General features: G+C 44.7%; 23 protein-coding genes and 1 pseudogene. 13 read left to right on the top strand and 11 right to left on the bottom strand.

Annotated features, from left to right (window positions below):
• Nucleotides 1-220 precede the first annotated feature (220 nt).
• Both QUB39_RS19045 and QUB39_RS19040 read left to right on the top strand, forming a co-directional pair.
• On the top strand, nt 221-1,894 hold the full coding sequence (locus QUB39_RS19045; protein ID WP_333053350.1) for a methyltransferase domain-containing protein: 1,674 nt from the start codon (nt 221-223) through the stop codon (nt 1,892-1,894).
• Nucleotides 1,895-1,968: 74 nt separating this feature from the next.
• Nucleotides 1,969-2,838: a calcium-binding protein gene (locus QUB39_RS19040; RefSeq protein WP_333210387.1), complete on the top strand. Its 870-nt coding sequence runs from the start codon at nt 1,969-1,971 to the stop codon at nt 2,836-2,838.
• A 170-nt stretch (nt 2,839-3,008) separates the two neighbouring features.
• Here QUB39_RS19040 and QUB39_RS19035 read toward each other — a convergent pair whose 3' ends face one another.
• Both QUB39_RS19035 and QUB39_RS19030 read right to left on the bottom strand, forming a co-directional pair.
• Nucleotides 3,009-3,818: an MOSC domain-containing protein gene (locus QUB39_RS19035; RefSeq protein ID WP_333210389.1), complete on the bottom strand. Its 810-nt coding sequence runs from the start codon at nt 3,816-3,818 to the stop codon at nt 3,009-3,011.
• A 258-nt stretch (nt 3,819-4,076) separates the two neighbouring features.
• Nucleotides 4,077-4,376: a putative quinol monooxygenase gene (locus QUB39_RS19030; protein ID WP_333053347.1), complete on the bottom strand. Its 300-nt coding sequence runs from the start codon at nt 4,374-4,376 to the stop codon at nt 4,077-4,079.
• Nucleotides 4,377-4,492: 116 nt separating this feature from the next.
• On the opposite strand from QUB39_RS19030, the gene QUB39_RS19025 reads away from it, so the two are divergent.
• Nucleotides 4,493-5,059 (top strand): hypothetical protein, encoded by a 567-nt coding sequence (locus tag QUB39_RS19025; protein WP_333053346.1) that lies wholly within the window; start codon nt 4,493-4,495, stop codon nt 5,057-5,059.
• Between the two features lie 11 nt (nt 5,060-5,070).
• Here the strand turns inward: QUB39_RS19025 and QUB39_RS19020 are convergent, their stop codons facing one another.
• Both QUB39_RS19020 and QUB39_RS19015 read right to left on the bottom strand, forming a co-directional pair.
• Nucleotides 5,071-6,207 (bottom strand): DNA methyltransferase, encoded by a 1,137-nt coding sequence (locus tag QUB39_RS19020; protein WP_333053345.1) that lies wholly within the window; start codon nt 6,205-6,207, stop codon nt 5,071-5,073.
• Between the two features lie 35 nt (nt 6,208-6,242).
• A complete protein-coding gene (locus QUB39_RS19015) occupies nt 6,243-6,920 on the bottom strand; it encodes a hypothetical protein (protein ID WP_333210393.1) in 678 nt (225 codons plus the stop codon).
• A 273-nt stretch (nt 6,921-7,193) separates the two neighbouring features.
• Here QUB39_RS19015 and QUB39_RS19010 point away from each other — a divergent pair, with 273 nt between their 5' ends.
• Nucleotides 7,194-7,673: a hypothetical protein gene (locus tag QUB39_RS19010; protein ID WP_333053342.1), complete on the top strand. Its 480-nt coding sequence runs from the start codon at nt 7,194-7,196 to the stop codon at nt 7,671-7,673.
• Between the two features lie 118 nt (nt 7,674-7,791).
• On the opposite strand, the gene QUB39_RS19005 is transcribed toward QUB39_RS19010, so the two are convergent.
• On the bottom strand, nt 7,792-8,295 hold the full coding sequence (locus QUB39_RS19005) for a hypothetical protein (protein ID WP_333053341.1): 504 nt from the start codon (nt 8,293-8,295) through the stop codon (nt 7,792-7,794).
• Between the two features lie 427 nt (nt 8,296-8,722).
• Here QUB39_RS19005 and aroA point away from each other — a divergent pair, with 427 nt between their 5' ends.
• Nucleotides 8,723-10,078 carry a 3-phosphoshikimate 1-carboxyvinyltransferase gene (gene aroA / locus QUB39_RS19000; RefSeq protein ID WP_333053340.1) on the top strand — a complete coding sequence of 452 codons (1,356 nt, stop codon included), beginning with the start codon at nt 8,723-8,725 and terminating at the stop codon, nt 10,076-10,078.
• Between the two features lie 143 nt (nt 10,079-10,221).
• Here aroA and QUB39_RS18995 read toward each other — a convergent pair whose 3' ends face one another.
• Together QUB39_RS18995 and QUB39_RS18990 are read right to left on the bottom strand one after the other, a co-directional pair.
• Nucleotides 10,222-10,659 (bottom strand): CAAD domain-containing protein, encoded by a 438-nt coding sequence (locus QUB39_RS18995; protein ID WP_333053339.1) that lies wholly within the window; start codon nt 10,657-10,659, stop codon nt 10,222-10,224.
• A gap of 196 nt (nt 10,660-10,855) precedes the next feature.
• Nucleotides 10,856-11,863, bottom strand: coding sequence for a 2-hydroxyacid dehydrogenase (locus QUB39_RS18990; protein ID WP_333053338.1), 1,008 nt, complete (start codon nt 11,861-11,863; stop codon nt 10,856-10,858).
• 244 nt (nt 11,864-12,107) lie between these two features.
• Here QUB39_RS18990 and QUB39_RS18985 point away from each other — a divergent pair, with 244 nt between their 5' ends.
• On the top strand, nt 12,108-13,112 hold the full coding sequence (locus tag QUB39_RS18985) for an ion transporter (protein WP_333053337.1): 1,005 nt from the start codon (nt 12,108-12,110) through the stop codon (nt 13,110-13,112).
• Nucleotides 13,113-13,208: 96 nt separating this feature from the next.
• Here QUB39_RS18985 and QUB39_RS18980 read toward each other — a convergent pair whose 3' ends face one another.
• From QUB39_RS18980 to QUB39_RS18970, 3 genes are all read right to left on the bottom strand, one after another.
• Complete coding sequence (locus QUB39_RS18980) at nt 13,209-13,943, bottom strand: ABC transporter ATP-binding protein (protein ID WP_333053336.1); 735 nt, start codon at nt 13,941-13,943, stop codon at nt 13,209-13,211.
• 135 nt (nt 13,944-14,078) lie between these two features.
• Nucleotides 14,079-14,735: an energy-coupling factor transporter transmembrane protein EcfT gene (locus QUB39_RS18975; RefSeq protein WP_333053335.1), complete on the bottom strand. Its 657-nt coding sequence runs from the start codon at nt 14,733-14,735 to the stop codon at nt 14,079-14,081.
• Complete coding sequence (locus QUB39_RS18970; RefSeq protein WP_333053334.1) at nt 14,728-15,657, bottom strand: energy-coupling factor ABC transporter permease; 930 nt, start codon at nt 15,655-15,657, stop codon at nt 14,728-14,730. The genes QUB39_RS18975 and QUB39_RS18970 overlap by 8 nt, the downstream gene beginning before the upstream one ends.
• A 2-nt stretch (nt 15,658-15,659) precedes the next feature.
• Between QUB39_RS18970 and QUB39_RS18965 the strand changes: the two genes are divergently transcribed.
• From QUB39_RS18965 to QUB39_RS18940, 6 genes are all read left to right on the top strand, one after another.
• Nucleotides 15,660-15,791, top strand: a complete 132-nt coding sequence (locus QUB39_RS18965) for a hypothetical protein (RefSeq protein ID WP_333053332.1) — start codon at nt 15,660-15,662, stop codon at nt 15,789-15,791.
• An 875-nt stretch (nt 15,792-16,666) separates the two neighbouring features.
• Nucleotides 16,667-16,792 (top strand): hypothetical protein, encoded by a 126-nt coding sequence (locus QUB39_RS18960; protein ID WP_333053331.1) that lies wholly within the window; start codon nt 16,667-16,669, stop codon nt 16,790-16,792.
• Nucleotides 16,793-16,947: 155 nt separating this feature from the next.
• On the top strand, nt 16,948-17,136 hold the full coding sequence (locus tag QUB39_RS18955; RefSeq protein ID WP_333053330.1) for a hypothetical protein: 189 nt from the start codon (nt 16,948-16,950) through the stop codon (nt 17,134-17,136).
• Nucleotides 17,137-17,252: 116 nt separating this feature from the next.
• Nucleotides 17,253-17,687, top strand: a complete 435-nt coding sequence (locus QUB39_RS18950; RefSeq protein ID WP_333034807.1) for a ferritin-like domain-containing protein — start codon at nt 17,253-17,255, stop codon at nt 17,685-17,687.
• Between the two features lie 110 nt (nt 17,688-17,797).
• On the top strand, nt 17,798-18,760 hold the full coding sequence (locus QUB39_RS18945) for an FTR1 family protein (protein ID WP_333053329.1): 963 nt from the start codon (nt 17,798-17,800) through the stop codon (nt 18,758-18,760).
• 725 nt (nt 18,761-19,485) lie between these two features.
• On the top strand, nt 19,486-20,223 hold the full coding sequence (locus QUB39_RS18940; protein ID WP_333053479.1) for a response regulator transcription factor: 738 nt from the start codon (nt 19,486-19,488) through the stop codon (nt 20,221-20,223).
• 528 nt (nt 20,224-20,751) lie between these two features.
• On the opposite strand, the pseudogene QUB39_RS18935 reads toward QUB39_RS18940, so the two are convergent.
• A pseudogene (locus QUB39_RS18935) lies at nt 20,752-21,554 on the bottom strand (transposase); the annotation flags it as partial.
• Nucleotides 21,555-21,690: 136 nt separating this feature from the next.
• On the opposite strand from QUB39_RS18935, the gene QUB39_RS18930 reads away from it, so the two are divergent.
• Nucleotides 21,691-22,905, top strand: a complete 1,215-nt coding sequence (locus QUB39_RS18930) for an ISAs1 family transposase (RefSeq protein WP_333058664.1) — start codon at nt 21,691-21,693, stop codon at nt 22,903-22,905.
• Nucleotides 22,906-23,001 lie beyond the last annotated feature (96 nt).

The raw sequence follows: 23,001 nt of genomic DNA, 5'->3' as shown, positions 1-23,001 counted from the left end.
GATGGGTGAATAAGATTAAATGAACCGCAGAGGGCGCAGAGAACGCAGAGGAAGAGAAGAGAGGGAATAGAAAGGGTTGGCAACAGAAAATAGGGTGCTTGACAAATGTGCCGATCGCCATTGTATACTGGCATCGCAATGCTAACCTTCGGCTGGTTGTCTGTCGGCATGGGTGGCTCTGTTTTATTTTACGATCAACTAATCAGGAATTTTAGAGAAAGTGATCGATCGCGTCAACCACGACTTATTGAAGCTGCTACCGCCGGATGCTAAAGTCATTGTTGAAATTGGCTGCGGTATGGGCTCGACGGGCGAACAGTACAAGCTGATCAATCCCCATTGTCAGTATATTGGCATTGAATGCGATCGAGAAAAAGCTAAAATAGCGGTCGATCGGCTAAACTGGGTGACGGTAGCCGATATTGAAGAAATTGCCCTCGAAAGTCTTGACATCGCCCCAGGAACCGTAGATTGTTTGGTTTTTGGCGACTTGCTACCCTACTTTAAAAATCCTTGGGATATTCTCAAGCAGTACAATTCTTTGCTGAATCCAGAGGGGCAAATTCTCGCTAGAATCCCTAATGTTCAATACTGGCGGCGAATTGTCAATCTGTTGCGGGGACAGTGGGAGAATCCCGACAACAAGATGCAGCACTGGTTTACCCTAGAAAGTATTAAATCACTATTTGCTCAAGCCGGATTGCAGGTTTATGAATTTCAAGGGAAGGGACACAAAACCGAAAATTTTGTCCAGTTTCAGCAATTGCTGCATCCAATGGTACAGGCTTTAGAGCTAACATCGAGCAGTTTTGCTACGGAAACCGGTGCTGAACATTATATCGTGCGATCGACCAAATCGGCCGTACCTGCGCGCAGACTGCTGATTCAGACTATCATTATGGCTCCTACAGGGTGCGATCGTGTGCGAGTTTTGGAACCGGACAAATTTAGCGCTACAATTCCCGGTGTCCGCGCCGTATCCGGCGTGAAAAAAGCCGAGTTAATTCCGCCGCTGCCGGAAGAAGAAAAAGTCTTCATCTGGCAGCGGACAATCATGCAATATCCCGCGTACATTCCCCAAATCAAAGAACTCCTGCAACAAGGCTATTTAATAGTAGCTGAAATTGACGACAATCCCATCCGTCGCCGCGAATACGCCGACAATAATTACCTCAGCTATCGCGGCTGTCACTGCGTTCAAACTTCGACAGAACCGCTAGCAAAAATTTTGCGCCAATACAATCCAAATGTTGCCGTATTTCCCAATCAATTAGCCTATCTACCTCCGCCGCGAATTTATCCGGCAGAAGATACAGTCACAATTTTTTTTGGTGCGCTCAACCGCGAAAAAGATTGGCAGCCGATTATGGCAGCGCTCAATCGAGTTTTAGTCGCACACAAGCACCGGATTCGAGTTAAAGTAATCCATGACCGCCGATTTTTTGAATCCTTGGAAATACAGCAAAAAGAATTTGAACCCTTTTGCAGTTACGAACGGTATCAAGAAATTATGTACAGTTGCGATATAGCTTTGCTACCGCTTGTTTCCAACCCGGTTAATGAAACGAAATCTGACTTAAAATTTATTGAATGTGCAGCGCGGGGAGTAGCGGTGCTGGCAAGTCCCACTGTGTACGAACATTCGATTGTCGAAGGTGAAACGGGATTGATTTATAGATATGAAAAAGAGTTTGAAACCAAACTAAATTCGCTGATATCTGACACTTCTCGGCGCAGGAAAATAGCCGCGAATGCTTACGAATGGGTGCGCGACAACCGCTTGCTGTGCGGGCACTACCGACAGCGCCGAGATTGGTACTTACAGATGCGGGACGAGTTGCCGCGTTTAAATGCTGAGTTGCGCGATCGCCTGCCGGAGTTATTTGGTGACTAAGTGCGGTAAGATTTATAGGCTATTGTGCGATCGTTCTGTTTTATTGTTTAATTTCTAATTGTTACTCCACACCAATGCGAATTCTATTCACTATTGCTCACTTTTACAATCCCAGCGGCGACGGAAAACACGCTTCCCAGCGAAATGATCCGCAACCACGACTAAACGCTTTAACAGCTTGCGTGACATCGCTGCAAGCTTTGTACGGCAAATCTCAGTCCATGATTGACATTAGCGAATGTGCAACTATCCCAGCAAATCAATCTCAACAGCACGAAATTGACATTGTTGTTTGCACTACTCAAGGTTATCATCTGTTGCCTCAACTGCCAGTGCAGCCCAGATGTTTTATGCACCACGCTACCAAATGCGAACCGCTGCTGTTGGGGTTTGAGTGTCAAGCAGTTTTGCGAGCCTGTCTTAACAAATACGATTATTTCTGTTATTTGGAAGATGATTTAGTTCTGCATGACCCGTGGTTTTTTAGTAAATTAAAGTGGTTTACGCATCACGGAGGAAATGGGAATTTGCTGCAACCTAATCGCTATGAAATAGCGCCTCAAGGCGCGGTTTTTAAAGCATATATTGATGGTGATTTAGCAGCAACAGCTACTGCTAAGTTTCAAAATGTGGAGGAGCAGCGGCAGTTAAAGGGAAAAATCATGGAACAAACAGTCGCTTTTGAGCGAGCGTTGAATCCTCATTCCGGCTGCTACTTTTTGAATGCAGAACAGATGGCACACTGGGCTAAGCAGTCTCATTTTTTGGATAGAGATACTAGCTTTATCGGCCCCCTGGAAAGTGCGGCGACTTTAGGAATTATGCGGACTTTTAGAGTTTACAAGTCAACTCCTTCCTATGCTAATTTTTTGGAGATTCAACATTTTGGAGCGAGTTTTCTGAATTTGATTGGTAATAAGGTGAGGGTGCCGCAAGCAGGATGAGTTAAGATATTCAGGTAAGCTGCAATCCTTGAGAGGTGCATCTCACATCTTGCACCATTCTCAGGAACAGCCAAGATATTCTCATGAACAGGCAAGATGCCTGTTCCACAAATAATGAGTTTTCTTGTGGGGAGTAGGGGTTGGGCCGAAGAGCCCGCCCGTAAGTCCTACTATTTTACAGCAGTCAAAACATCGCCGATTTTAACTGTGCCGCTGTTGATAATTTTGGCTAAAACTCCAGTTTGTGCGTGACCGAATTCCTTTTGGAGTAAACTGAGTAGGGAAATATCCCGATCGCCCGTTTCTGGATTCACTTCTATATTGACACAGCGGCCGATTCGTGCTGTAACTTCTATGCGCGCTGTTCCTAATTGAAACTGTTTTCCGATCAACTCAAATTCTGACCAAGCTGCCATACCTTCTAGCACAATGTTCGGGCGAAATCGGCCCACGTCAATGTTTTGAACAGCAATTTCTGTTAATTGGTCTAATGTGGCTTGACTGAGTAAAGAAATGTGTACGGGTTCTCGATCGGGATAACGAGTTTCGCCGCTGGTGTCGCCGACTAATTGCAAAGGTGCAAACTGCGGGTGTCTCGCTTCTTTTGTGGGTTCAATTGCTGCCAAATATTCTGTGAAAAAACTGCCGATGCGATCGCGCCCCGCTGCTGTGTTTGTTTCTGCGGATAACACTGCAACTCCTTGACGCTTGACTGTTAAAACGGCAGTTTCCGGTTGATAATCACATTCTAAAGCTGCTAACAGAGGCCAATCGTTTTGAACCGCAAAATTTTTTTTGCTCATCCAAGGCACATTATCTGCGGGCTTTTTTGCAGCTTCCAGATTATCTGCAAACATTAAGGCAAAAGCTCGATCGCCCTTAATTCCGTGTCCTGCTGTTAAAGCAAACTCCGACATTTCTTGCGGTGTCAGCCCTTTAATTGGATAAATAAATAACTGTTTTATTGTTGCTAATGTCATAAATTTTTCCGAAGTTAGTAGAATCTAAGATTTTGCACCATTGTCAATAATCCTTTTTTGAACAGGCTTTTCAGCCTGTTCAGCGAGAAAATCTACTCTTTGTGGAACAGGCCGAAAAGCCTGTTCAGCGAGAATAGGGCAAGATGTGAGTAGAATTGGACTTACGCAGAACCTATATATGTAGGTAGGGTTCGCCGCAAACTTTGGGGGAATAGAAGCTATTTCACACACATTAATCAAATTGCTATAAAAACCCGATTAAGCTAGCAATTCATAGCGGCGGATATCTGGAGGCCCAACGGCCAAACCGTCTAATTTCTGTACGGCGTCTTGAATGTGAGTTGAACCGAGATGTAGTTCGAGCAAATCAGCACTTTCCCACTCTTCAACATAGGTAAAATCTGTGGGATCGGCTTGATTTTGCAGGAGTTCGTATTTGATGCACCCTTTTTCTTTACGAGTTGGTTCTATAATGCTCAGCAGCAGAGATTTAAGTTCTGCTACTTTGTCGGGAAAGGCTGCGAGGCGGGCGACTACTCGCAAGGTTGTTTTGGACATAGGAAAAAAGAGGCTATGCTATTTTAATTGAATTTACGGATTTCAATGAAGCAAACACTGTCATCAGTAACTACTGTAGCGCGGAATGGAACCAAATCAGCAGCGTACTTGCTGCTATGCCACTGCACATAAAACCTTCAGCTCAAGCTGGATTTCTGGGCGCTCCAGTTTTCGATACTGTAGCAACCAATGAATACATCAAAACTGAGTTGCTCAAACTTGGATGGCTAGCGAAAATCAAGATTCCGCCGATATATCGATTTTTGGGAACAGATGTTGACTTTGGCTCTGCTGGTGCGATTGTAGAAGTTCAGTTTTCTCACTATGCACTTCTATTAAACAATACTGTGCGATCGCAATTGTTTTTCAACACTAAGACGCCTCTGACAGGACAGCCCGTTAAGGTTGTTATTATAGTTACAAGAGCACAAATGTTTCCTGCTGCTAATAGCAGCCTTTACTACGAGCAAGCTGTGAATCAGTTAACAGTATTATCGGCCTCTCTATTTAATGTACCGCTCAGAATAGTGTGTTTATTCAACCAAAGGAATACAAAAGTACCTGCAAAATTGACTGTTTACAGCGCTCGAACATCAAGGACAATAGTAACTCAGCAAGAGTGTGAATGTCAAATAATTTCAGGACGCTCGCCCCGCAGTCGCAGTTCTATTCGGATTATTTGAAAAATGATATACTAGCTCCACAGCTCAAGTTCTAATTGCTCTCCAATTTTAGTAGAATTCAGCGTTTTCTTACCGTTGCCATTTAGCTTGAGGTCTACTGGTGGAGCTTTTCCCCGAATATCCGCAGCAAAAGCAGCTTCCTCATAGAGCAAGCGTTTCTCCATTTCTTCTAAGTGATACTCTTCGGGATATATTTTTGCTTTGCTGCGTTCAGTTGGTTTTTTACCTACTTGTACGTCAAACCGAAATCCTTCTATTGGCTGTCCGGTTTTTTCTACATAGTCCCGCAGAGTTTTTAAGTTGGGGAAATAGCCGCGCTCGTCCGGTTCCCCGCTTAAACGACGCAGCGCAACTTGATAATATTTTAGATCCAATTCTGCACCGATAAAATGCCGATCGCAGTTTTTAGCTACAACGGCCGCCGTACCCGAACCCATATAAGGATCGATAACAACATTACCTTTCACCGTTGTAGTCAAGACAATTCTAGCTATTAAGTCTTCGGGAAATTGACAGGGATGTATAGTTTGTTCTTCGTGGTTGTGTTTGACGTTGCGGAACATCCAAATGTCGCCTGGGTTTTTCCCGTCAGGATTGCATGAAAGTTCGCCTTTGCGAGATCCCCGGTAATGTTTTTTATTTTGATACTTTTGCGGTACTCTAATATCGTCTAAGTTAAATATATATTCATCGGATTTAGTAAACCAAAGAATTGTCTCGTGGCGGCATGAGAATTTCTTTCTGCCGTGCAAACCGTGCTGTCTCCCCCAGATAATTCGATTCCGAGGAATTAACCCGCAGGATTCTAGAATTGGAAAGAAGCGAATATCGAGCGGAATTAGCGTACCCCGATCGGAGAAAGCACCGACTTGCCAGAACAGCGAACCTGATTTTTTGAGAATTCGGCTGCACTCTTGGAGCACAATTCTCTGTTCTTCTAAATAAATATTGAGAGCTTGCTTGGTTTCGTATTCCTTGCCCAAATTGTAGGGAGGAGAGGATACTACTAAATCAACGCATTCATCTGGCAAGCTGCTCAGAAGTTCCAGACAATTTCCCAGAAATATCCGATCTAGCGGGAGCTGTTCTCGGTTCTGGTGCTGCTGCATTTGCTTTGCCTTTAATTTCAAAAAAACTTCAACTTTCACTGAAGATAACCCAAATCAGTCAATTAGTCAATACGTCAATCTTTGGGATAAAATCGCTTGTTTTCTGTAGAATATTCCCAGGCGATATTCTCCGGGTCTTTTTCGCGGCTCCACTGAGCAAACTCCGGCTTAAGTTTCCACTTGCCGATCGTACTTGCGTGAACTTTGAACCTGCGGGATAGTTCCGTCTGGGTAAAAGAGATTTTGGGCTTTTGAGGAGTCTTGGTTTGAGCAATGGGGAATAAATTTGGTTTTTTCTCTTGTGTTTTTTCCCGATTTGTGGGAGGCTCTTGAACAGCTATTGCCGCATTAGCTGTTTCGCTTTGATTGACAGTTGGAGCTATTTGAAAATAATACAAAATTCCGCCTTGTTCCGTCACTTCAAAATCTGCGGCAAACTCAGAGGCTCGTTCGTCGAGATACTCTTGAACCTTTTCTCCGGGCAGTTTTGCATTCATCGCCAAATCCAAAGCCGTAACTCGCCCTTGATTTTCCTTGATCAACTTATAGAAAACCGAGTCTAAATGAGCGAGTTTATTTTTTTGCTGCTGCTGATAGAGCTTGTAAGCCCAAGCAACGCCCGCTGTGGTGGCGATCGCCCAAAACATCCTTCCCGACTCGAAACTGGCAACCGCCGTCAAGGAAATAGGCAAAAGCAGGGTAAGATATCCCCAAATGCTTCCCTTCTTTAGGTTATTGCTGTTTTTGACCATAGTTCCTAAACAGGTACGTAGTTTAGCTTAGTAGAGCGTGTTTGAATGCCGCGAAAGTTGTTCGACAGTCGATATATCGATCGGCCCGCTGACACACCCAAAAACGGATACTGTGCCGCGTACACTCGCCTTGTGGACAATCCCTAATTTTAGACCAAAGTTCCAGCTCGTTTGATTCAATGTCGCAAGTAAATCGAAAATCGAAAATCGAAAATCGAGTGACGCACTCTACGACAAAATCCCAGAATCTACTTTTTTTGCAACCGAGGGTTCATGTACTTTTTTCGCAAACAGATTGCCATCCTGCTGATAGTTGTTGCTTGCTGTACGCTGACGATTAGTTGCAGCGAGAGTCGAACTGTCCAGTGTACTAAATTTACTGAAATTGTCAACAAAGGCAACGCTCTCATTGATGTTGATAAAGACAGCAACGATGCTGCAACGACCGACAATTTAGCTAAAAATTTGAACCTAATAGCGAATGAACTTCAAGCTCTGCGAATAACAGATCCAACCCTCAAAGAAATTCAGGAGCCATCGGTTAAATCCTTCCAGGAAATTAGTCAAGCACTCGGCGACATAAGCAAAAGCCTTCAGGCTGGAAATCTCGCTTCTACAAGTATAGAAGGTCGAGAGCAAATCCAAACAGCTCAAGCAGATATTATTAGAGCCGGCCAACAGGCGAATCAAGCAGCCGCAAATCAAGACGCTTTGACTAGCAAACTGATTAATTATTGTAAGGGCGATCGCTAAAGGCTAAGAGTTTTGTATTTTGAGATTGCCACGCGAACCCCAACAACCCACGGGGGGTGAAGGAATTTGAGGAATGCGTCGCCTTCACCTACTATCTACCCCTTTGCAATTACCCAATTTAGTGATGAATTTCTAGATTCAAAATATAGCGACCGAGTTGCACTTTCTCCGACCACAACTCGTATTCTAACTGCAAGTGATCCGGTTCCGGCTTTCCTGTCAGGGTCAAGTTGCGAGTGAAGTTGCGGAGTCGCAACTGTTCGGGAGTCGCCAGCGATTCGCCCTGAAGCCAATAACGGCTCAGGCCGTACATTCCTCGTTCCCAGCAGTGGCGGTAACTGTATTTGCCGTTTCCTTGCATCGTCATAATGACTCGATAGGGCGAAACTTCTAGCCAGAGCAACCGGGGTTTTGTAGTTGGGGGTAAGATTGTAACTGGCTCGGCAGATTCGTTGGAACCGTCGGAAAATTCGCGATCGATTATTGCTGGTTCGTGCAACAACAAGTGAAAGCGCTCGCGGTCTTTTTGATAAAGCGTAGCAGCGGTTTCAACGACTGACCACAAAGGTAAATCTGTGGAGACGAGCGATAAACTTACAGGCTTGCGGTGATGGGTCAGCATAAATAAAAGTTTAGGAGTTGTGGTGGATCGGGCAGTTTGAGATTTGAGATTTTAGACTTTAGATTTTAGATTGGCTGGGTTCCAAATTCCGGAGCTTTTGCTTAACAAAATGAAAAATCTACAACTCGCAATCGAAAATCTAAAATTGTTTAGTCACAATTCAATCATCTGGTCGATAACTCAGAGCTGGAGATGAAATCTAAGCAGATACACGGATAATATTTGTGAAATTAATGTGAAATCCGTGCCGTTGCGTCCGCACTCCCGTGTCGCCGACAACTGACAGCGGAGTCTCCGGGCGAGTTTAATCAGCCTTTAAGTTAACCGGACACATTGGGAAAAAACCCTCAGCCCGTACAAAAGACGACTGACTTAGGACTGAGAAAAAGGTAGGATAGCTAACGCCATCCAATCCTAGTTTATCTCAATGCAAGCTGACATTATAACTACTACGCTTCTTGACAAAAGCCAAACTTTAAGCATTCAAAAACCGGCATCGGGCTTGTCGCTGGTGGGGAGGATTCGAGTTCCGGGCGATAAGTCGATTTCTCACCGAGCTTTGATGTTGGGTGCGATCGCCCAAGGTGAAACGACAATTGAGGGACTACTCCTAGGAGAAGACCCCCGCAGCACGGCTAAATGTTTCTCGCTCCTGGGAGCCAAAGTTTCGGAACTCAATGCGGAACGGGTGACAGTCACGGGCGTCGGAATTGGCGAGTTAGAGGAGCCTGTGGAAGTCTTGGATGCGGGTAATTCCGGCACGACGATGCGGCTGATGTTGGGAATTTTAGCCTCTCATCCGGGGCGTTTTTATGCGGTAACGGGTGACAGTTCTCTGCGATCGCGCCCCATGTCGCGCGTCATTAAACCGCTACAACAAATGGGAGCGCAAATTTGGGGGCGAAAAAGTAATTCTTTAGCTCCTTTAGGGATACTGGGACAGCAGTTAAAACCGATTCACTACCATTCTCCGATCGCCTCGGCTCAAGTTAAATCTTGCATTTTGCTCGCCGGTTTGATGGCGGAGGGAGAAACTACAGTCACAGAACCCGCTCTGTCGCGGGATCACAGCGAACGGATGCTGCGAGCGTTTGGAGCCCAATTGAGCGTCGATCCAGAAACTTGTAGCGTGACAGTCACTGGGCCGACACAACTGCAAGGGCAGAATGTGATTGTACCGGGGGATATTAGTTCGGCGGCTTTTTGGCTAGTTGCTGGGGCGATCGTCCCAGGTTCCGAGCTCGTAGTCGAAAATGTCGGCGTCAACCCAACTCGTACAGGCATTTTGGAAGCTTTGGAGATGATGGGCGCCGATATTGAACTGCAAAATCAGCGAGAGGCGGCTGGGGAACCTGTAGCGGATATTTTGGTTCGTAGTTCCGGCCAATTGCGGGGATGCACCATTGCAGGCGACTTAATTCCCCGACTGATTGACGAAATCCCGATTTTGGCAGTAGCGGCGATCTTTGCCTCCGGTACTACAATAATTCGAGATGCGGCCGAGTTGCGAGTCAAAGAGAGCGATCGACTGGCCGTGACTGCTGCCGAACTCAACCGCATGGGAGCCCAAATTTCCGAGTTACCCGACGGTTTAGAAATTACCGGGGGAACTCCTTTGACTGGCGCGGATGTTGACAGCTACACCGACCACAGAATCGCCATGAGTTTGGCGATCGCAGCCCTCAACGCCACAGGTATTACTAACATTCACCGGGCAGAAGCTGCTGCCATTTCCTACCCCGACTTTACCGCCACTTTGCAACAAGTTTGCCATCCAAATTGAGATTGGGAGAGTGGGAGAGGGGGAGAGGGAGGAGTGGGAGATTAGGAAAGAGGAGAGTGGGAAAAATCCTCTTTCTTCCTTCTTCCTGACATCCGTTACATCCGTTGCCGAACTTCCTTCTTCCCTCTTCCTTCAACACCCCTTTAAGAATCTTTACCTACAACTTGTTCTTTTAAAGAATCAATTTCCGTTAACAACTCTTGGCGATTAGAAGCCTTGAGCAGATAGCGGTAAACAAACCAACCCGTATATCCCATGCCAATCAACTCAAAAATTGGAGCTACCAAAGGGACATCATTAAGAGCACCTAAAACTCCCAGCATTACCTTAATACTAATACCGCCTGCCAGGATTAAACCAACTGTGATGAGGGGCTTTTGGTAGTCAGCAAAAAAATTAGAGAGATAGGCTGGAAGTTCCGACAAAATTGTAATAACTTGGTCTTTAATATCTTGGAACTGGCCGGCCGTTGTTTCTGTGGTTGTCACTGTAGTCATGACCCCCGGTTTGTCCTCAACCAGATCTACTGTCACGACTTCAGTGATGGTTTGTGTCTCGTCCGAAAAGTTAGCTTGTGTCATTGGATACTTACTCCGTTGTCAGGTAAAATTGCAGGCTGTGAATTGCTGCCAGTAGAATTCTCCGGCAATTAGCACAGCATCCGCGCTGCAGGGACTAATTGATGAGACTAAGGCAGAGTTTCACAAATTGCAAGCAAAAATAATGATATGACTTGATTTTAAACAATTGCCTTCGCTGCCAAATCGGTCTTTTGACTCATTTTTTCACTTGAGAGAGGTCGATTTGATTCGGGCAAGGGCGTCCTTGTTCAAAGTCGGTGATATTGCCGATCGTGGTTTCGGCGATATTTTTCAAAGCTTCCTCGGTGAAAAAAGCTTGGTGTCCGGTAATCAGGACGTTGGGGAAAGTCAGCAAGCGCTGAAAAACGTCGTCTTGAATAACGTGATTTGACAAATCCTCAAAAAACAGATCCGTCTCTTGTTCGTAAACATCTAAGCCTAGGTAGCCAATTATACCAGACTTCAGTGCTTTGGTGACAGCTTTAGTGTCAATCAACTGACCGCGGCTGGTATTGATCAGCATCATCCCTGGTTTCATTTGCTCGATCGCCTCTGCACCGATTAAATGGTAAGTTTCCGGTATCAGCGGACAGTGCAGGCTGACAATATCAGAGGTGGCGAACAGTTCCGGGAGTGCGACGTATTCCATGCCTAGGGCGAGGCAATCTGGGTTTTGGTAAACATCGTATCCCAACAGGCGACACCCGAATCCGTGCAAAATTTGGGCAGTAATTGCGCCAATTCTGCCTGTTCCGACGATTCCCACCGTTTTGCCATGAAGGTCAAAACCCAACAAGCCGTCTAGGGCGAAATTGCCTTCGCGGACGCGGTTGTAGGCCCGGTGGATTTTGCGGTTGAGGGACAAAATCAGAGCGACTGCGTGTTCCGCGACGGCGTAGGGAGAATAAGCCGGAACTCGGAGGAGAGTTAGATTTAAATCCTTCGCTGCTGCTAAATCGACGTGATTAAATCCGGCGGATCTCAGGGCCAGCAAGCGGACGCCTTTTTCGGCAATGCTAAGCAGCGTTTTCGCGTCCAAGGAGTCGTTCACGAACGCGCAAACGGCCGGAAATCCAGCAGCCAAAACGCTGGTTTCCAGGTTCAGACGCGGTTCAAAAAAAACTAAATCGTGTTTGCCGCCGACATTCGCTGCTTCCAGAAATGTGCGATCGTAGGATTTGGTGCTGAATACGGCTACCTTCATGATTTTTGCCTGCAAACCCAGTAATAGTTGGAAATTTTTTCCAGATCAACTCTAAATTTTACTAGAATACCGTTGCCCCAAACAACCCACTTTCCATGAGAAATATTGAATTTCGTAACAAGAGCCTCTCTGAAGAACACAATTTTTTAGCTTGAGGGCAACTCCTGCTTAATTTTGGGAATTTCATTGCTTATACTGTAGTGAAGCGCGAGCGTTAATTGCTAAATTCTTAGGACAAACTCCAATGCCTAAAAAAATCAAAACTATAATTTATGAAATCTTAGAAACCTCAGAGTCAAGCAATTTATACAGTTTAGCAGATGATGTTTTCATAACTTGTTTGATTCTGATTAACGTCGCAGCTTTTATTGCTTCTACTTCCCCCACCTTGTCGCCAGAACACACATCGCTTTTGGCAAACATCGAAATTGTTTCCTCCTTAGTATTTACAATAGAATATATTTTGAGGCTATGGGTTTCTACAGTCGATCGCAAATACAGCCACCCGCTTTGGGGAAGATTGAGATATGCTCTTACACCGCTAAGCTTGATTGATTTAATTTCAATCTTACCTTTTTACTTCTTGCTGTTATTTCCTAGTTTTAACTTCGTTAACTTAATTCGTGTTTTGCGCCTGTTGCGCTTGCTAAAAATGAGTCGCTATTCAGAATCGCTCAGAACTCTGGGAGCAGTATTGTACGCTAAAAAAGAAGAGTTAATTGCCACTGCATTTGCAGTTTTTATTCTCTTAATATTTGCCTCTAGCGTCATGTATTTTGTTGAAAACGAGGCGCATCCCGAAACTTTTGCGAGCATCCCCGATGCAATGTGGTGGGGAGTTGTGACATTAACTACTGTCGGTTACGGTGATATTTATCCAATCACTCCTTTAGGAAAATTGTTAGGAGCAATATTAGCATTTTTGGGAATTGGAATTTTTGCGTTACCTGCGGGGCTCATCGCTGCGGGTTTTTCCGAGGAAGTCCAAAGGAGAAAGCAGGAAAAAATGGCGGCAAATTTAGAGCAATCGGCGAATTGTCAATCGGTCAAAAGGCTGGCGGAAATCGAGGTCGGCTTTGAAGAAAAGCAAAGGGCGATCGCACTTCACATCGAAAGTTCGTCAGACTTGATGAGAAAATGTGTTCAAATTGCCAAACAGAAGTTAGGAAGTGATTTTCAAAATGAACAAATTATACGCGATTTAGCTATTCATTTGTACAATGAAGCCGTCCGCAAATTCGACCTGTAATTACAGATATATATTGCCTGTAATTCCACCCAATCGTTGCCATCGCTTGTGGTTGGTTATCACTGCTTTATGTAATGACTCATGACCAATAGTTAATTACCAATCTGGTGGCAAATTGTAATATTCGAGAGTTGATTTGTCTGCCAGCAAATCTTGGGTTTTTCTGTCAATTTTTATCTCACCATCCGCCAAAACTAACGCCCTTTGAGTCGTTTTACCGATCCAATTCAAATTGTGAGAAGCAATCAAAATTACCTCGATCGGCAATTGGGACAAAACAGACGCCAAATGACGCCGCCACGAGGGATCGAGTCCGTTCGTCGGCTCATCTAAGATTAAAATTGCCGGCTCTAATGCTAAAATTGCTGCCAAGGCTGCTAATCTTCTTTGACCTCCCGAAAGTTCGTGGGCCGAACGGTTGGCAAATTCTACTAAACCAAATTCGTCTAATAGGGCTAAAGCTCGATCGCGCGCCACTCCCGGCGGCACTCCGTAATTGCGAGGCCCGAACATGACATCCTCTAAAATAGTCGGCATAAATAGCTGGTCGTTAGCATCTTGAAAGCAAAATCCAATCTGCCTGCGCGCCTGCGATAACGTCGCCTCTTCCAACTTTTTTCCCTGCACTCTAATCTCGCCCGCTTGAGGGATTTTTAATCCGATCAAGTTTTCGAGTAAAGTGCTTTTACCAGCACCTGTCAGGCCGAGTAGAGCCACTCTTTCTCCTGGTTGCAAACTAAAAGAAATTCCCCGCAATATTGGCTTTTGATCGGGATAGCCAAATACTAAGTTTTCTACTTCGATTGTTGGCACAGATTTTAGTCTACTCAAGTTTTATTTGCCTCGATTTTAGGATTAAGAGTATGTAACCGCAGAGAGCACAGAGGGCGCAGAGAGGGGAAGGGAGAAGGCAAAAGGTAGAGGAATGAATTAATCAATTACCAATTACCAATTGCCCCTTCTAAATTACCACTTACCATAAGAAGCTATTGTTAATCCGGCTGCCATTACAATTGCTACTGTCAGCCAGAGTCGCTCTTTTGGTGTTGATTTTGATTCGGCAGGTACAGCTCCTTGATACCCGCGAATTAGCATTGCTGCGTGTACTCTTTCTGCCCGATCGAGACTTCGCAAATAAAGCGCTCCGATCATGGAAGCACTGGCGTAGCGCAGCCATCCTCCGGTACCCGACAAGCCCCGGAGTTGGGCTGATATTTTCATGCGGTTGACTTCGGACAGCAGGATTTCTAAGTATTGTCCTGTTAAAAGTACAATTTCTTGCAAACCTGCTGGTAGGGGTAATCCTTTGAGGGCGATTCCGAAACTGTGGGGTGGCAAAGTTAGCAGAAAACTGTTCATAATTAGCAGGCAAATTAGGGAACGCAGCAACAAAAAACTGGCGCGTTCCCAACCTTGGGGCAGCACTAATAAGGACAGAAAAATCAATTCTGCTCCCAACAGTTGCGCTAGGGTTCGCACCGGAGCCCTGAGCCAAAACGACCAAAAAAGTGCGATCGCCCCATAAATTCCCAGCCACAGCCAAGCGCCTGTCTTCAGAAAACCCATGCCAATCACAATTGTGAGAGACACTCGCAATCGAAAAGGTATGGAGAGTTTAGACATCTTTAGGTTTTACCACCAACTGAGCAATCCCAAAAGCCGCGCCGAAGCTGAAGGCAGACCCTAAAAGTCCAGCAATGCTAGTACCAATAGGCTGTTCTTCTAATCCTTTAACTGTGTAATCTGCTAAAGGAGTGGGATTTTCGATCGCCACAGCTTCTTTATCTTTAAAGCCGTATTTTTCGGCTACCGCTTCTAACCCGTCAGGCCAACTTGAAGCAAATAGTGAAAGCACCCCGGAAATTAATAAAACTCCGATTACTGGCACTATCCATTTCTGCAATTGTGGCTGTTCTCCCGGCAGTAAATCCGGCCGCACTTTGACGAGATAAGTTAACACGCCGCCTGTAATTACCCCTTCGCCAATCCCAATTAAAATATGTACCCCTACCATTGCTGGCAATGCGATATTGAGCCCTACAGTACCAGAAATTGCCAATTGGATCGCCACACTAATCGAAGCAGCCACGACGCTGAGGCCAGCGGCAATACCCGCAGCTAGGGGCAAACGATTTCTAGAACCTCCCAAAAGTTGCTGCAATGGCTGCAACAGCCACCAGCCCACCCAAATGCCAACTAGCCCCATGTTAAAAATATTAGCTCCCAAGGCGGTGATGCCCCCGTCGGCAAACAAGACGCTTTGAATTATAAAAACTGTGCTCATCGCTAAAGTTGCCGCCCAAGGGCTCCCCAAAACGACGGAAGCGAGCGCCCCTCCCAACAAGTGGCCGCTAGTGCCACCAGCTACCGGAAAGTTGATCATCTGGGCTGCAAACACGAAAGCTGTAGTTAAGCCCATAATTGGGGCTTGTCGGAGTCCAAGACTGGCGCTGGTTCGATTTAGGGCAACTGCGATTGCTGCTGCGCTTGCTATGCCGGTGGCAATGGCTACTGGCGGTGAAAGAAAACCATCAGGTATGTGCATTGATGTATCCTAACGAGAGAAGTTCCAACTCTTTAGTCAACTATTTTTTACTAAAATTTAAAACCCCCTCTGGGGGCATTAATGCGATCGAGCGATCGGGGGATTTGCGGCGGGCGATCGCTTATTTGACATAGATTCGGGCTTCACAGCCAAAGTTTTGAGGATGAAAATGCAACATTAAATAATCCTGAAGAATTATTCGGATATTGTACCGAAGACCCCCACATTCAAGCTTTTTGATAAAAAGGATCAATGTTTGTTTACAGATTAACCTGCAAAATGTATTTACCATCAAGCTCAAGCAATAATTAAAAAAAAATATCAAGAAAAAACTGAAAATCCCTAATTGGTTTTATTCCCACTCTTGAGAATAACTTACATTAAATTTTTGACCGAAATCATCCAGGATACAAGTCCTGAATTCATCCGTCCAGAAATAAAAAACCTGTATCCGATGAAACTTGCCGAACGTATTTATCTCGCGCAAGTCAGTCGATTTTAGATTTTAGATTTTAGATTTTAGATTTACCCCACAGATAAATCTGGGAGCTTGAACTAGGGTCTAAAATTTTGATCTTTCCACCACTCCTGTACGTGGCAGCGTATCCGTTTTTGGGCTGGGTTAATGCTTTAATCTAAAATCTCACATCTCAAATCTAAAATCGATTGACTTTTCCCATCGCAATGTGGCGCGTTAGGGAACATCTCATATTTGTAAAAACACTTCTTCTTCCTCTTCCCTCCTGCCTCCTGCCTCCTGCCTCCTGCCTCCTGCCCCCCAGCAAGAGAGCCTCAAAACTCCAATTTTTAGCTGGGCTGCTTTCATTCAGATGCTCCCGCGCGTTAGCCAAAAATAAATGTTTCGCGGTTTTCATGTCAAGTCTTTGACAATGGAGGGGCAAAATCCCGCTAATGCTGTTGCTAAGGGGTGGCCTAACGAGCTATTGCGAGTAACAGTCCGCTTCCGGCTGCAAATAATTCCAGTTTAGCTGTTGACAACCCCAAAAATTTGTCTGACAAGTCTCCAGAGGTTGTACCTTTCACTAATATGTCTACTGAAACGGCTATGGCAAGTAGGGCTACAGATAATACTCTCCAAGCTGTACCTGTATCAGCAGCCCAGCAGAAAGTTTAGGCGGTAGATGGAACAAATCAGACAGCAGAAATTACGGCGTAAAACTAGATGAGTTAACTCTGAAACTGTACGATCGCATCGATCGAAGTTGGCAAATTAGCCCTACGTTCAATCAAAATCTAGTCTATCGAGTCAGTACAAGTCAAGATGGGGCGATGGCGTTCCGCCCCGCAAGCTACGGCAATTTCCAGCCACTCAATCAACCAGCCAAGGATTACACCAAAGAAACTCCTTTGCCAAATCTCCTCAAATCTTCCGAAACTAGCAGCAGTAACAGTGCAGCACCAGTCGCTAAATTTACTGTAGTGTTTGAACCTACAGGAACCTTAGAAGTTAACCCCTAGCTCACATACAACATCTCTCCGGTAAGCTGCGCCATCAGCACCTTACTTTTCCTTTTTAACTTAAATGTGCTATTATAAACAGCGCCCTCTAAGGCATTCTACCTCTAAAACAACAAATGAAAGAACTTGACGAGAAAAAAACCCAGGAACTGCTATGCACCATCATGGAATGGGAACTTGCAGGTGTCGTGCGCTATACCCACTATTCACTAATGGTGACAGGGCCAAACCGGATTCCCATCGTGCAGTTTTTTAAAGCACAAGCAACGGAATCTCTACTCCACGCCCAACAAGCAGGAGAAATTCTCACCGGTTTAGAGGGACACCCCAGTCAGAAAATTGCTCCCATCGAAGAAACCTACAAACACTCGGTGAAAGACTTGTTAGAAGAAAGTTTAAATCACGAGAAAAAAGCCCTCAAAAAGTATAAGTCTTTACTTGAAGTCGTGACCAACTCCAGCGTTTATTTGGAAGAATATGCCCGAAATCTAATTGGGCAAGAAGAATTACACCAAGTAGAACTGAAAAAAATGCTCCGGGATTATAGTTGATTTAATCATTAGTTAATTGTGATTGGTTATGGGTTATTGGTTATTGGTTATTTCCAATGACCAATGACCAATGACCCATGCCCCATGACCATGCCCCCTAATTATAAAAAATGAATTTTAGTGAAGCCATACCAACTTTTATAGTTACCCTGCGCGAAGGCGTAGAAGCCGCCTTAGTAGTCGGAATTGTACTAGCTTGTCTTAAAAAAGCTGAGCAAAGTAACCTCAATTCTTGGGTTTATGCAGGTGTCGCAGTCGGCATTGCTTCTAGCGGTATTGTGGGTGTTATATTCAATGGATTGCTCGCAGCACTATCAACATCTGAGCAGCCTTACGCACCAGTCATTAAACAGCTATTAGAGGGCGTATTGGGAATTGTGGCGATCGCAATGCTAAGCTGGATGCTAATTTGGATGACTCAGCAAGCTCGCTTTCTCAAAGCAGAAGTTGAAGGAGCAGTTACAGCAGCTTTGACAGAAAATAGCAATGCCGGCTGGGGCGTATTTGGCTTAATTTTTATTGCGGTACTGCGCGAAGGTTTTGAAACAGTTATATTTGTCAGCGCTCAATTTCAACAAGGTTTGAGTCCCGCTTTGGGTGCTTTGGGCGGTTTGACTGGGGCGGCAATCATTGGCGCGCTACTGTTCAAGTGGGGTGTCAAAATTGATATCCGCCTGTTTTTCAAGTTTATGGGGATTTTGTTGTTGTTAATCGTGGCAGGTTTGGCAGTATCTGCACTCAAGCATTTTGACCAAGCCGCTGGGATTTTGTCGCAGATGAATAGCAAGTATGCAGCGATTTGTGTTTATTACGATCGCCTCGCACCAGTCCACTCTTGTATTTTAGGCCCGATGGTGTGGAATGCAGCAGAAATTTTGCCCGATCGACAATTTCCAGGAGTGATTCTCAAAGCACTGTTTGGATACAGAGAGCGACTTTATCTCGTCCAAGCGGCGGCTTACACAATATTCTTAACCACCATCGGCAGTCTTTATTTCCAAAAATTAAGTTCTAAGCCGACTGTTCCCAACCAAAATACTCCGCCAGCTCGATCGGAAACTCGCCCTCAGTAGGTATGCAAGCATTTGTTATCGGTTGTTTTGCTGATTCCAAGCAGAGAAAAAAATTAGCCCAACAGGCAAAAAAATGACCAAAATTTTTCAGGTTGCGGGATTGATTATTTGACTTTTATATGTCATTATTTAATAATGGTAATAGTTTTTATTATTTCTATAAATAAGCTGTGGAGTATTTAAAATAGTATTGTATGGTGCGGAGCGTCCTCCGCGTTTCCCTTGTCGGTGGAAGCGAGCGATATCTGACGCACCCTACTGACATCGTTAGTGGTTTAAATGCTCCACAGCTTACTTGTATTATTATTATTTAATAATACCGTAAATCCCCCCAAAAAGCCAGCCATACCCACTCAAAAAACACAAAAATTTTATAAGCAAAATTAACCAACTTAAAAAATTTACAGTTAACGGTTAACAGGGTAATGCAAGACGCGGACTACCGCTAGGGCGAGCCTGTGAGGACCTAGGCGCACCCTGCAAAAGTTAAGGCTGTTCTTCCCCACCCCAAATCTGCCCCCAGCCAGATTTGGAGTAAACAGTTTTCTGATATGCGCTGTTATCGCTTATAATAAGTACAAGAATATTTACAGAGCTCCGAAAGTTCTTAATCAACCTTATAATCCTTAATGAAGCTTAAAATTAAAAAATTGTTCGTTAAAGTTACCTGGAACCCCCAGAAGGCTGTAGGATCTGCCATTCGGTTAGCGGTGAGATAAATAATGATGCCCCGGATACTTGTTATTGATGATGACGCGGCGATCGCCGAACTTGTAGCCGTCAACCTAGAAATGGCTGGCTATGAAGTCACCCAGGCAGAAGACGGCATCAAAGGTCAGGCACTAGCAATACAACTGCTCCCCGACCTGATCATCCTAGACCTCATGCTGCCTAGAGTAGACGGATTCACCGTATGTCAGCGTTTGCGGCGTGACGAGCGCACCTCAGACATTCCCGTCTTGATGTTGACAGCCTTAAGTCAAACTCAAGACAAAGTAGAAGGCTTCAACTCCGGCGCCGACGACTACCTGACAAAACCCTTTGAACTAGAAGAGATGCTAGCCCGAGTGCGAGCTCTACTAAGGCGCACAGACCGCATTCCCCAAGCTGCCAAACACTCCGAAATTCTGAATTACGGCCCGCTGACCCTTGTCCCCGAAAGGTTTGAAGCTGTTTGGTACGCTCAGACAGTCAAACTGACCCACCTAGAGTTTGAGTTGCTGCACTGCTTGCTTCAGCGCCACGGTCAGACAGTCTCTCCCAGCGAAATTCTCAAAGAAGTGTGGGGTTACGACCCCGACGACGACATCGAAACTATTCGTGTACACATCAGACACCTGAGAACCAAGATGGAACCCGATCCCCGCCATCCTCGGTACATCAAAACCGTATACGGGGCTGGTTATTGCCTGGAGTTACCCAACAACGAACAAGTAGCTGAAGAAACCAAATCCTCTGCTTGAGCTAGCACGCCAGATGCAACAAGCAGTTAAAAATCCCGCTAGAAAAGCCTGAGAGCATTTGCTCTCAGGCTTTGTTGTTTTGAGTTTGAGATGAATATGTCAACAAGTAGCCATTAACTCTCTTGATTCGGAAAAAAATAATCCCGCATCCCCCTCTCACCGCAGGGCGGTTTCATTCTCAGGAAAATCGCGATTTTGTAGTAGGGGCTGTGCGACCCCTACTCCCCGTGCCCGCCCCCCCACGGACGATGAAATCGATGTTTCAAATATCGGGACTCTTCACGAGGGTTTGCCCCTACGGAGCCTGAAACAGCCCTGCCTCTAACCGTACTTTTAGAGAAGCTTGTCCATAGGAAAGTACCGGATTTCTTTTTCCACCTTGTCTTTTTCGAGAGGATTGGATAGCTACTTAGGGCTTGCTGAAAAAGTCAGAAAACAGCATTTAGAAAGATGAGTGAATTTGAGCTGGCATCGGCAATATAAGTTGTGTCAATCTTGTGATGGCGAAACATAGCTTTTACCAATGATTTAAGCCAAAAAACATGACAAAAGGTTTTTGTTGTGAAATAGACCGAAAAAAAGCCAAAAAGCCTGCCGTAGCAGGGCAGAAAGATTCATCACCAGAAAAGTTATTGCGATGCTTGTTTCAGAAGTATTACCAAGTTTAGCCATCACTCTACCGAGGCTGAATCTTCTTTTGGCTTCTCCAAATTTTCCCTCAATTGAGTTACGAATTCTCTCGTCTGACTGAGCCTGTTTTTTCGTTGACTTGCTGATATTTGTCGGGGGCCTTCCTAGAGGGGGGGCCACTCATTCTAATCCCTCTTTCTTTGCACCACGCTCGATTTTCTCTGGTTCGATAAATTCGATCTACATGAATTGATTCAGGATAGAATCCCGTGAACCGTTTAAATTCTTCTACTTGTTTCTTTAAGTCTACAGACTCGTTAAAATTATCCCAACTAATTCGGTCTAAAAACACGTATCCGTTACGACAACTGGCTGACAGCTTTGCCCCAAACTCAACGGATTTCCCGGCTTTCCCTCTGACGATGGGGCGGATGTGGGGTTGTGTTAAACTTACCCCAACTGTCCTCAATACTATGTGTTTTATTTTCATACATCCATAACTGTTGACGGTAGACTTCTGTGACTACTAATAGCATTTTATAATAATATTTATTCAGCCACGTTAGCTCACCCATTTCCTCGATATGAGCTAAATTTCTTTTAATATATTGAAGTTGTTTCTTAATCGCTTTTCTTCGTTCTTTTAGTGATGATCTTCGTTTCTTTGCTACTGTCAAGTATTCTTTTCTGGCTAGGTTTCGATCAGGGTAAGCTCATCTAATTTGGTATAAATTGTACTTGACAAAACAAACAAAATACACAGGTAGCCCGCTCGTCATTAACGGTTCTATAATGCCTCAAAAGCTAAGTCATCAAGGTAAGGAAAAGTTTATGGGCATGAGTAAAGGATTCGCTCCTTCCAAGCCAACGGCAAAATCCCAAGAGTTCAACAAGCCAAAACCCATCTCTATGGAAGATTTACAAGCTGGCTTTTCAAATTATTTTGATGACGTACCAGATCCAAGAGTGGAGCGAACCAAACACCACTTACTCAAAGATATTCTCGTCATTGCCTTATTAGCTGTGATAGCCGGAGCGGATGGGTGGGAAGACATGGAAAATTATGGAATCAGTAAGTTTACCTGGTTACAAAAGTTTTTAAAGTTACCCAATGGCATCCCAAGTGACGATACATTCCGTCGGGTCTTTGAAAAGCTAGAGCCAAAAATTTTAGAGCAAAAATTAGCTCAGTGGATGAAACAATTAATCGGGTCAGTTGCTCAAGAAGTGATCCCGATTGATGGCAAAAGTCTGAGAGGGTCTTATGACCGACAAAAAGGGGTAAAAAACTTACATTTAGTGACGGCATGGGCGAGTGAACATCGGTTAGTTTTGGGACAAGTCAAAGTTGAAGACCATTCAAATGAAATCACAGCGCTCCCGGCATTGTTGGAATTAATTGACATCACCGGAGCCATTATTACGATTGATGCGATGGGGACACAAACCGAGATTCTTCGGTTGATTCGTCAGAAAAAAGCCGATTATGTAGTCACCTTAAAAAGTAATCATCCAACTCTTTATAATCAAGTTAAAACCTGGTTTGATATGGCGAAATCTCAACAGTTTGAGGGAATTGAAGTGAGTCAGGATTCCCGCACAGAAAAGGGACATCATCGCGTCGAAATTAGAAAAGTTTGGGCGGTGCCAGTGGCGGCATTAGGAGGACTTTATAAACAAGAACAATGGACTGACATTCAGACTATTGTTTGTGTAGAACGAGTCCGTCATCTTTGGAACAAAACGACTCAAGAGGTACAGTTTTACCTAAGTTCTTTACCAGTGGATGCTCAGCTTAATGGTCGTGTAATTCGTCAACATTGGGGGATTGAAAACCAAGTTCATTGGACTTTAGATGTCACTTTTAATGAAGACCAATGTCGCATTCTGTCGTTAAACAGCCCTCAAAACTTGGCTCTTCTAAGACGAATGGCACTTAATGCCATCAATCAAGAAACGACTCTCCGACGTAGTTTGCGACAAAAAAAGAAACGAGCGGCGATGAATGATGACTATATGATGCAGATTCTCAAGTGCTTGTGTCAAGCCTGATTAAGATGCTCTTACCCTGAGGTTTCGATAAGTTCTTGGTTTTTTTTTACGGGTGACTGAATTTGAGTGTGCAAAGCATCTATGATTGTTTCGGTT

Origin of the sequence: Microcoleus sp. AT8-B5 (assembly GCF_036705565.1) — a bacterium.
In the GTDB taxonomy this organism is placed as follows: domain Bacteria; phylum Cyanobacteriota; class Cyanobacteriia; order Cyanobacteriales; family Microcoleaceae; genus Microcoleus.
The sequence above is the reverse complement of the archived record's forward strand: the minus strand, read 5'-3'. Positions and strand labels throughout refer to the sequence as shown.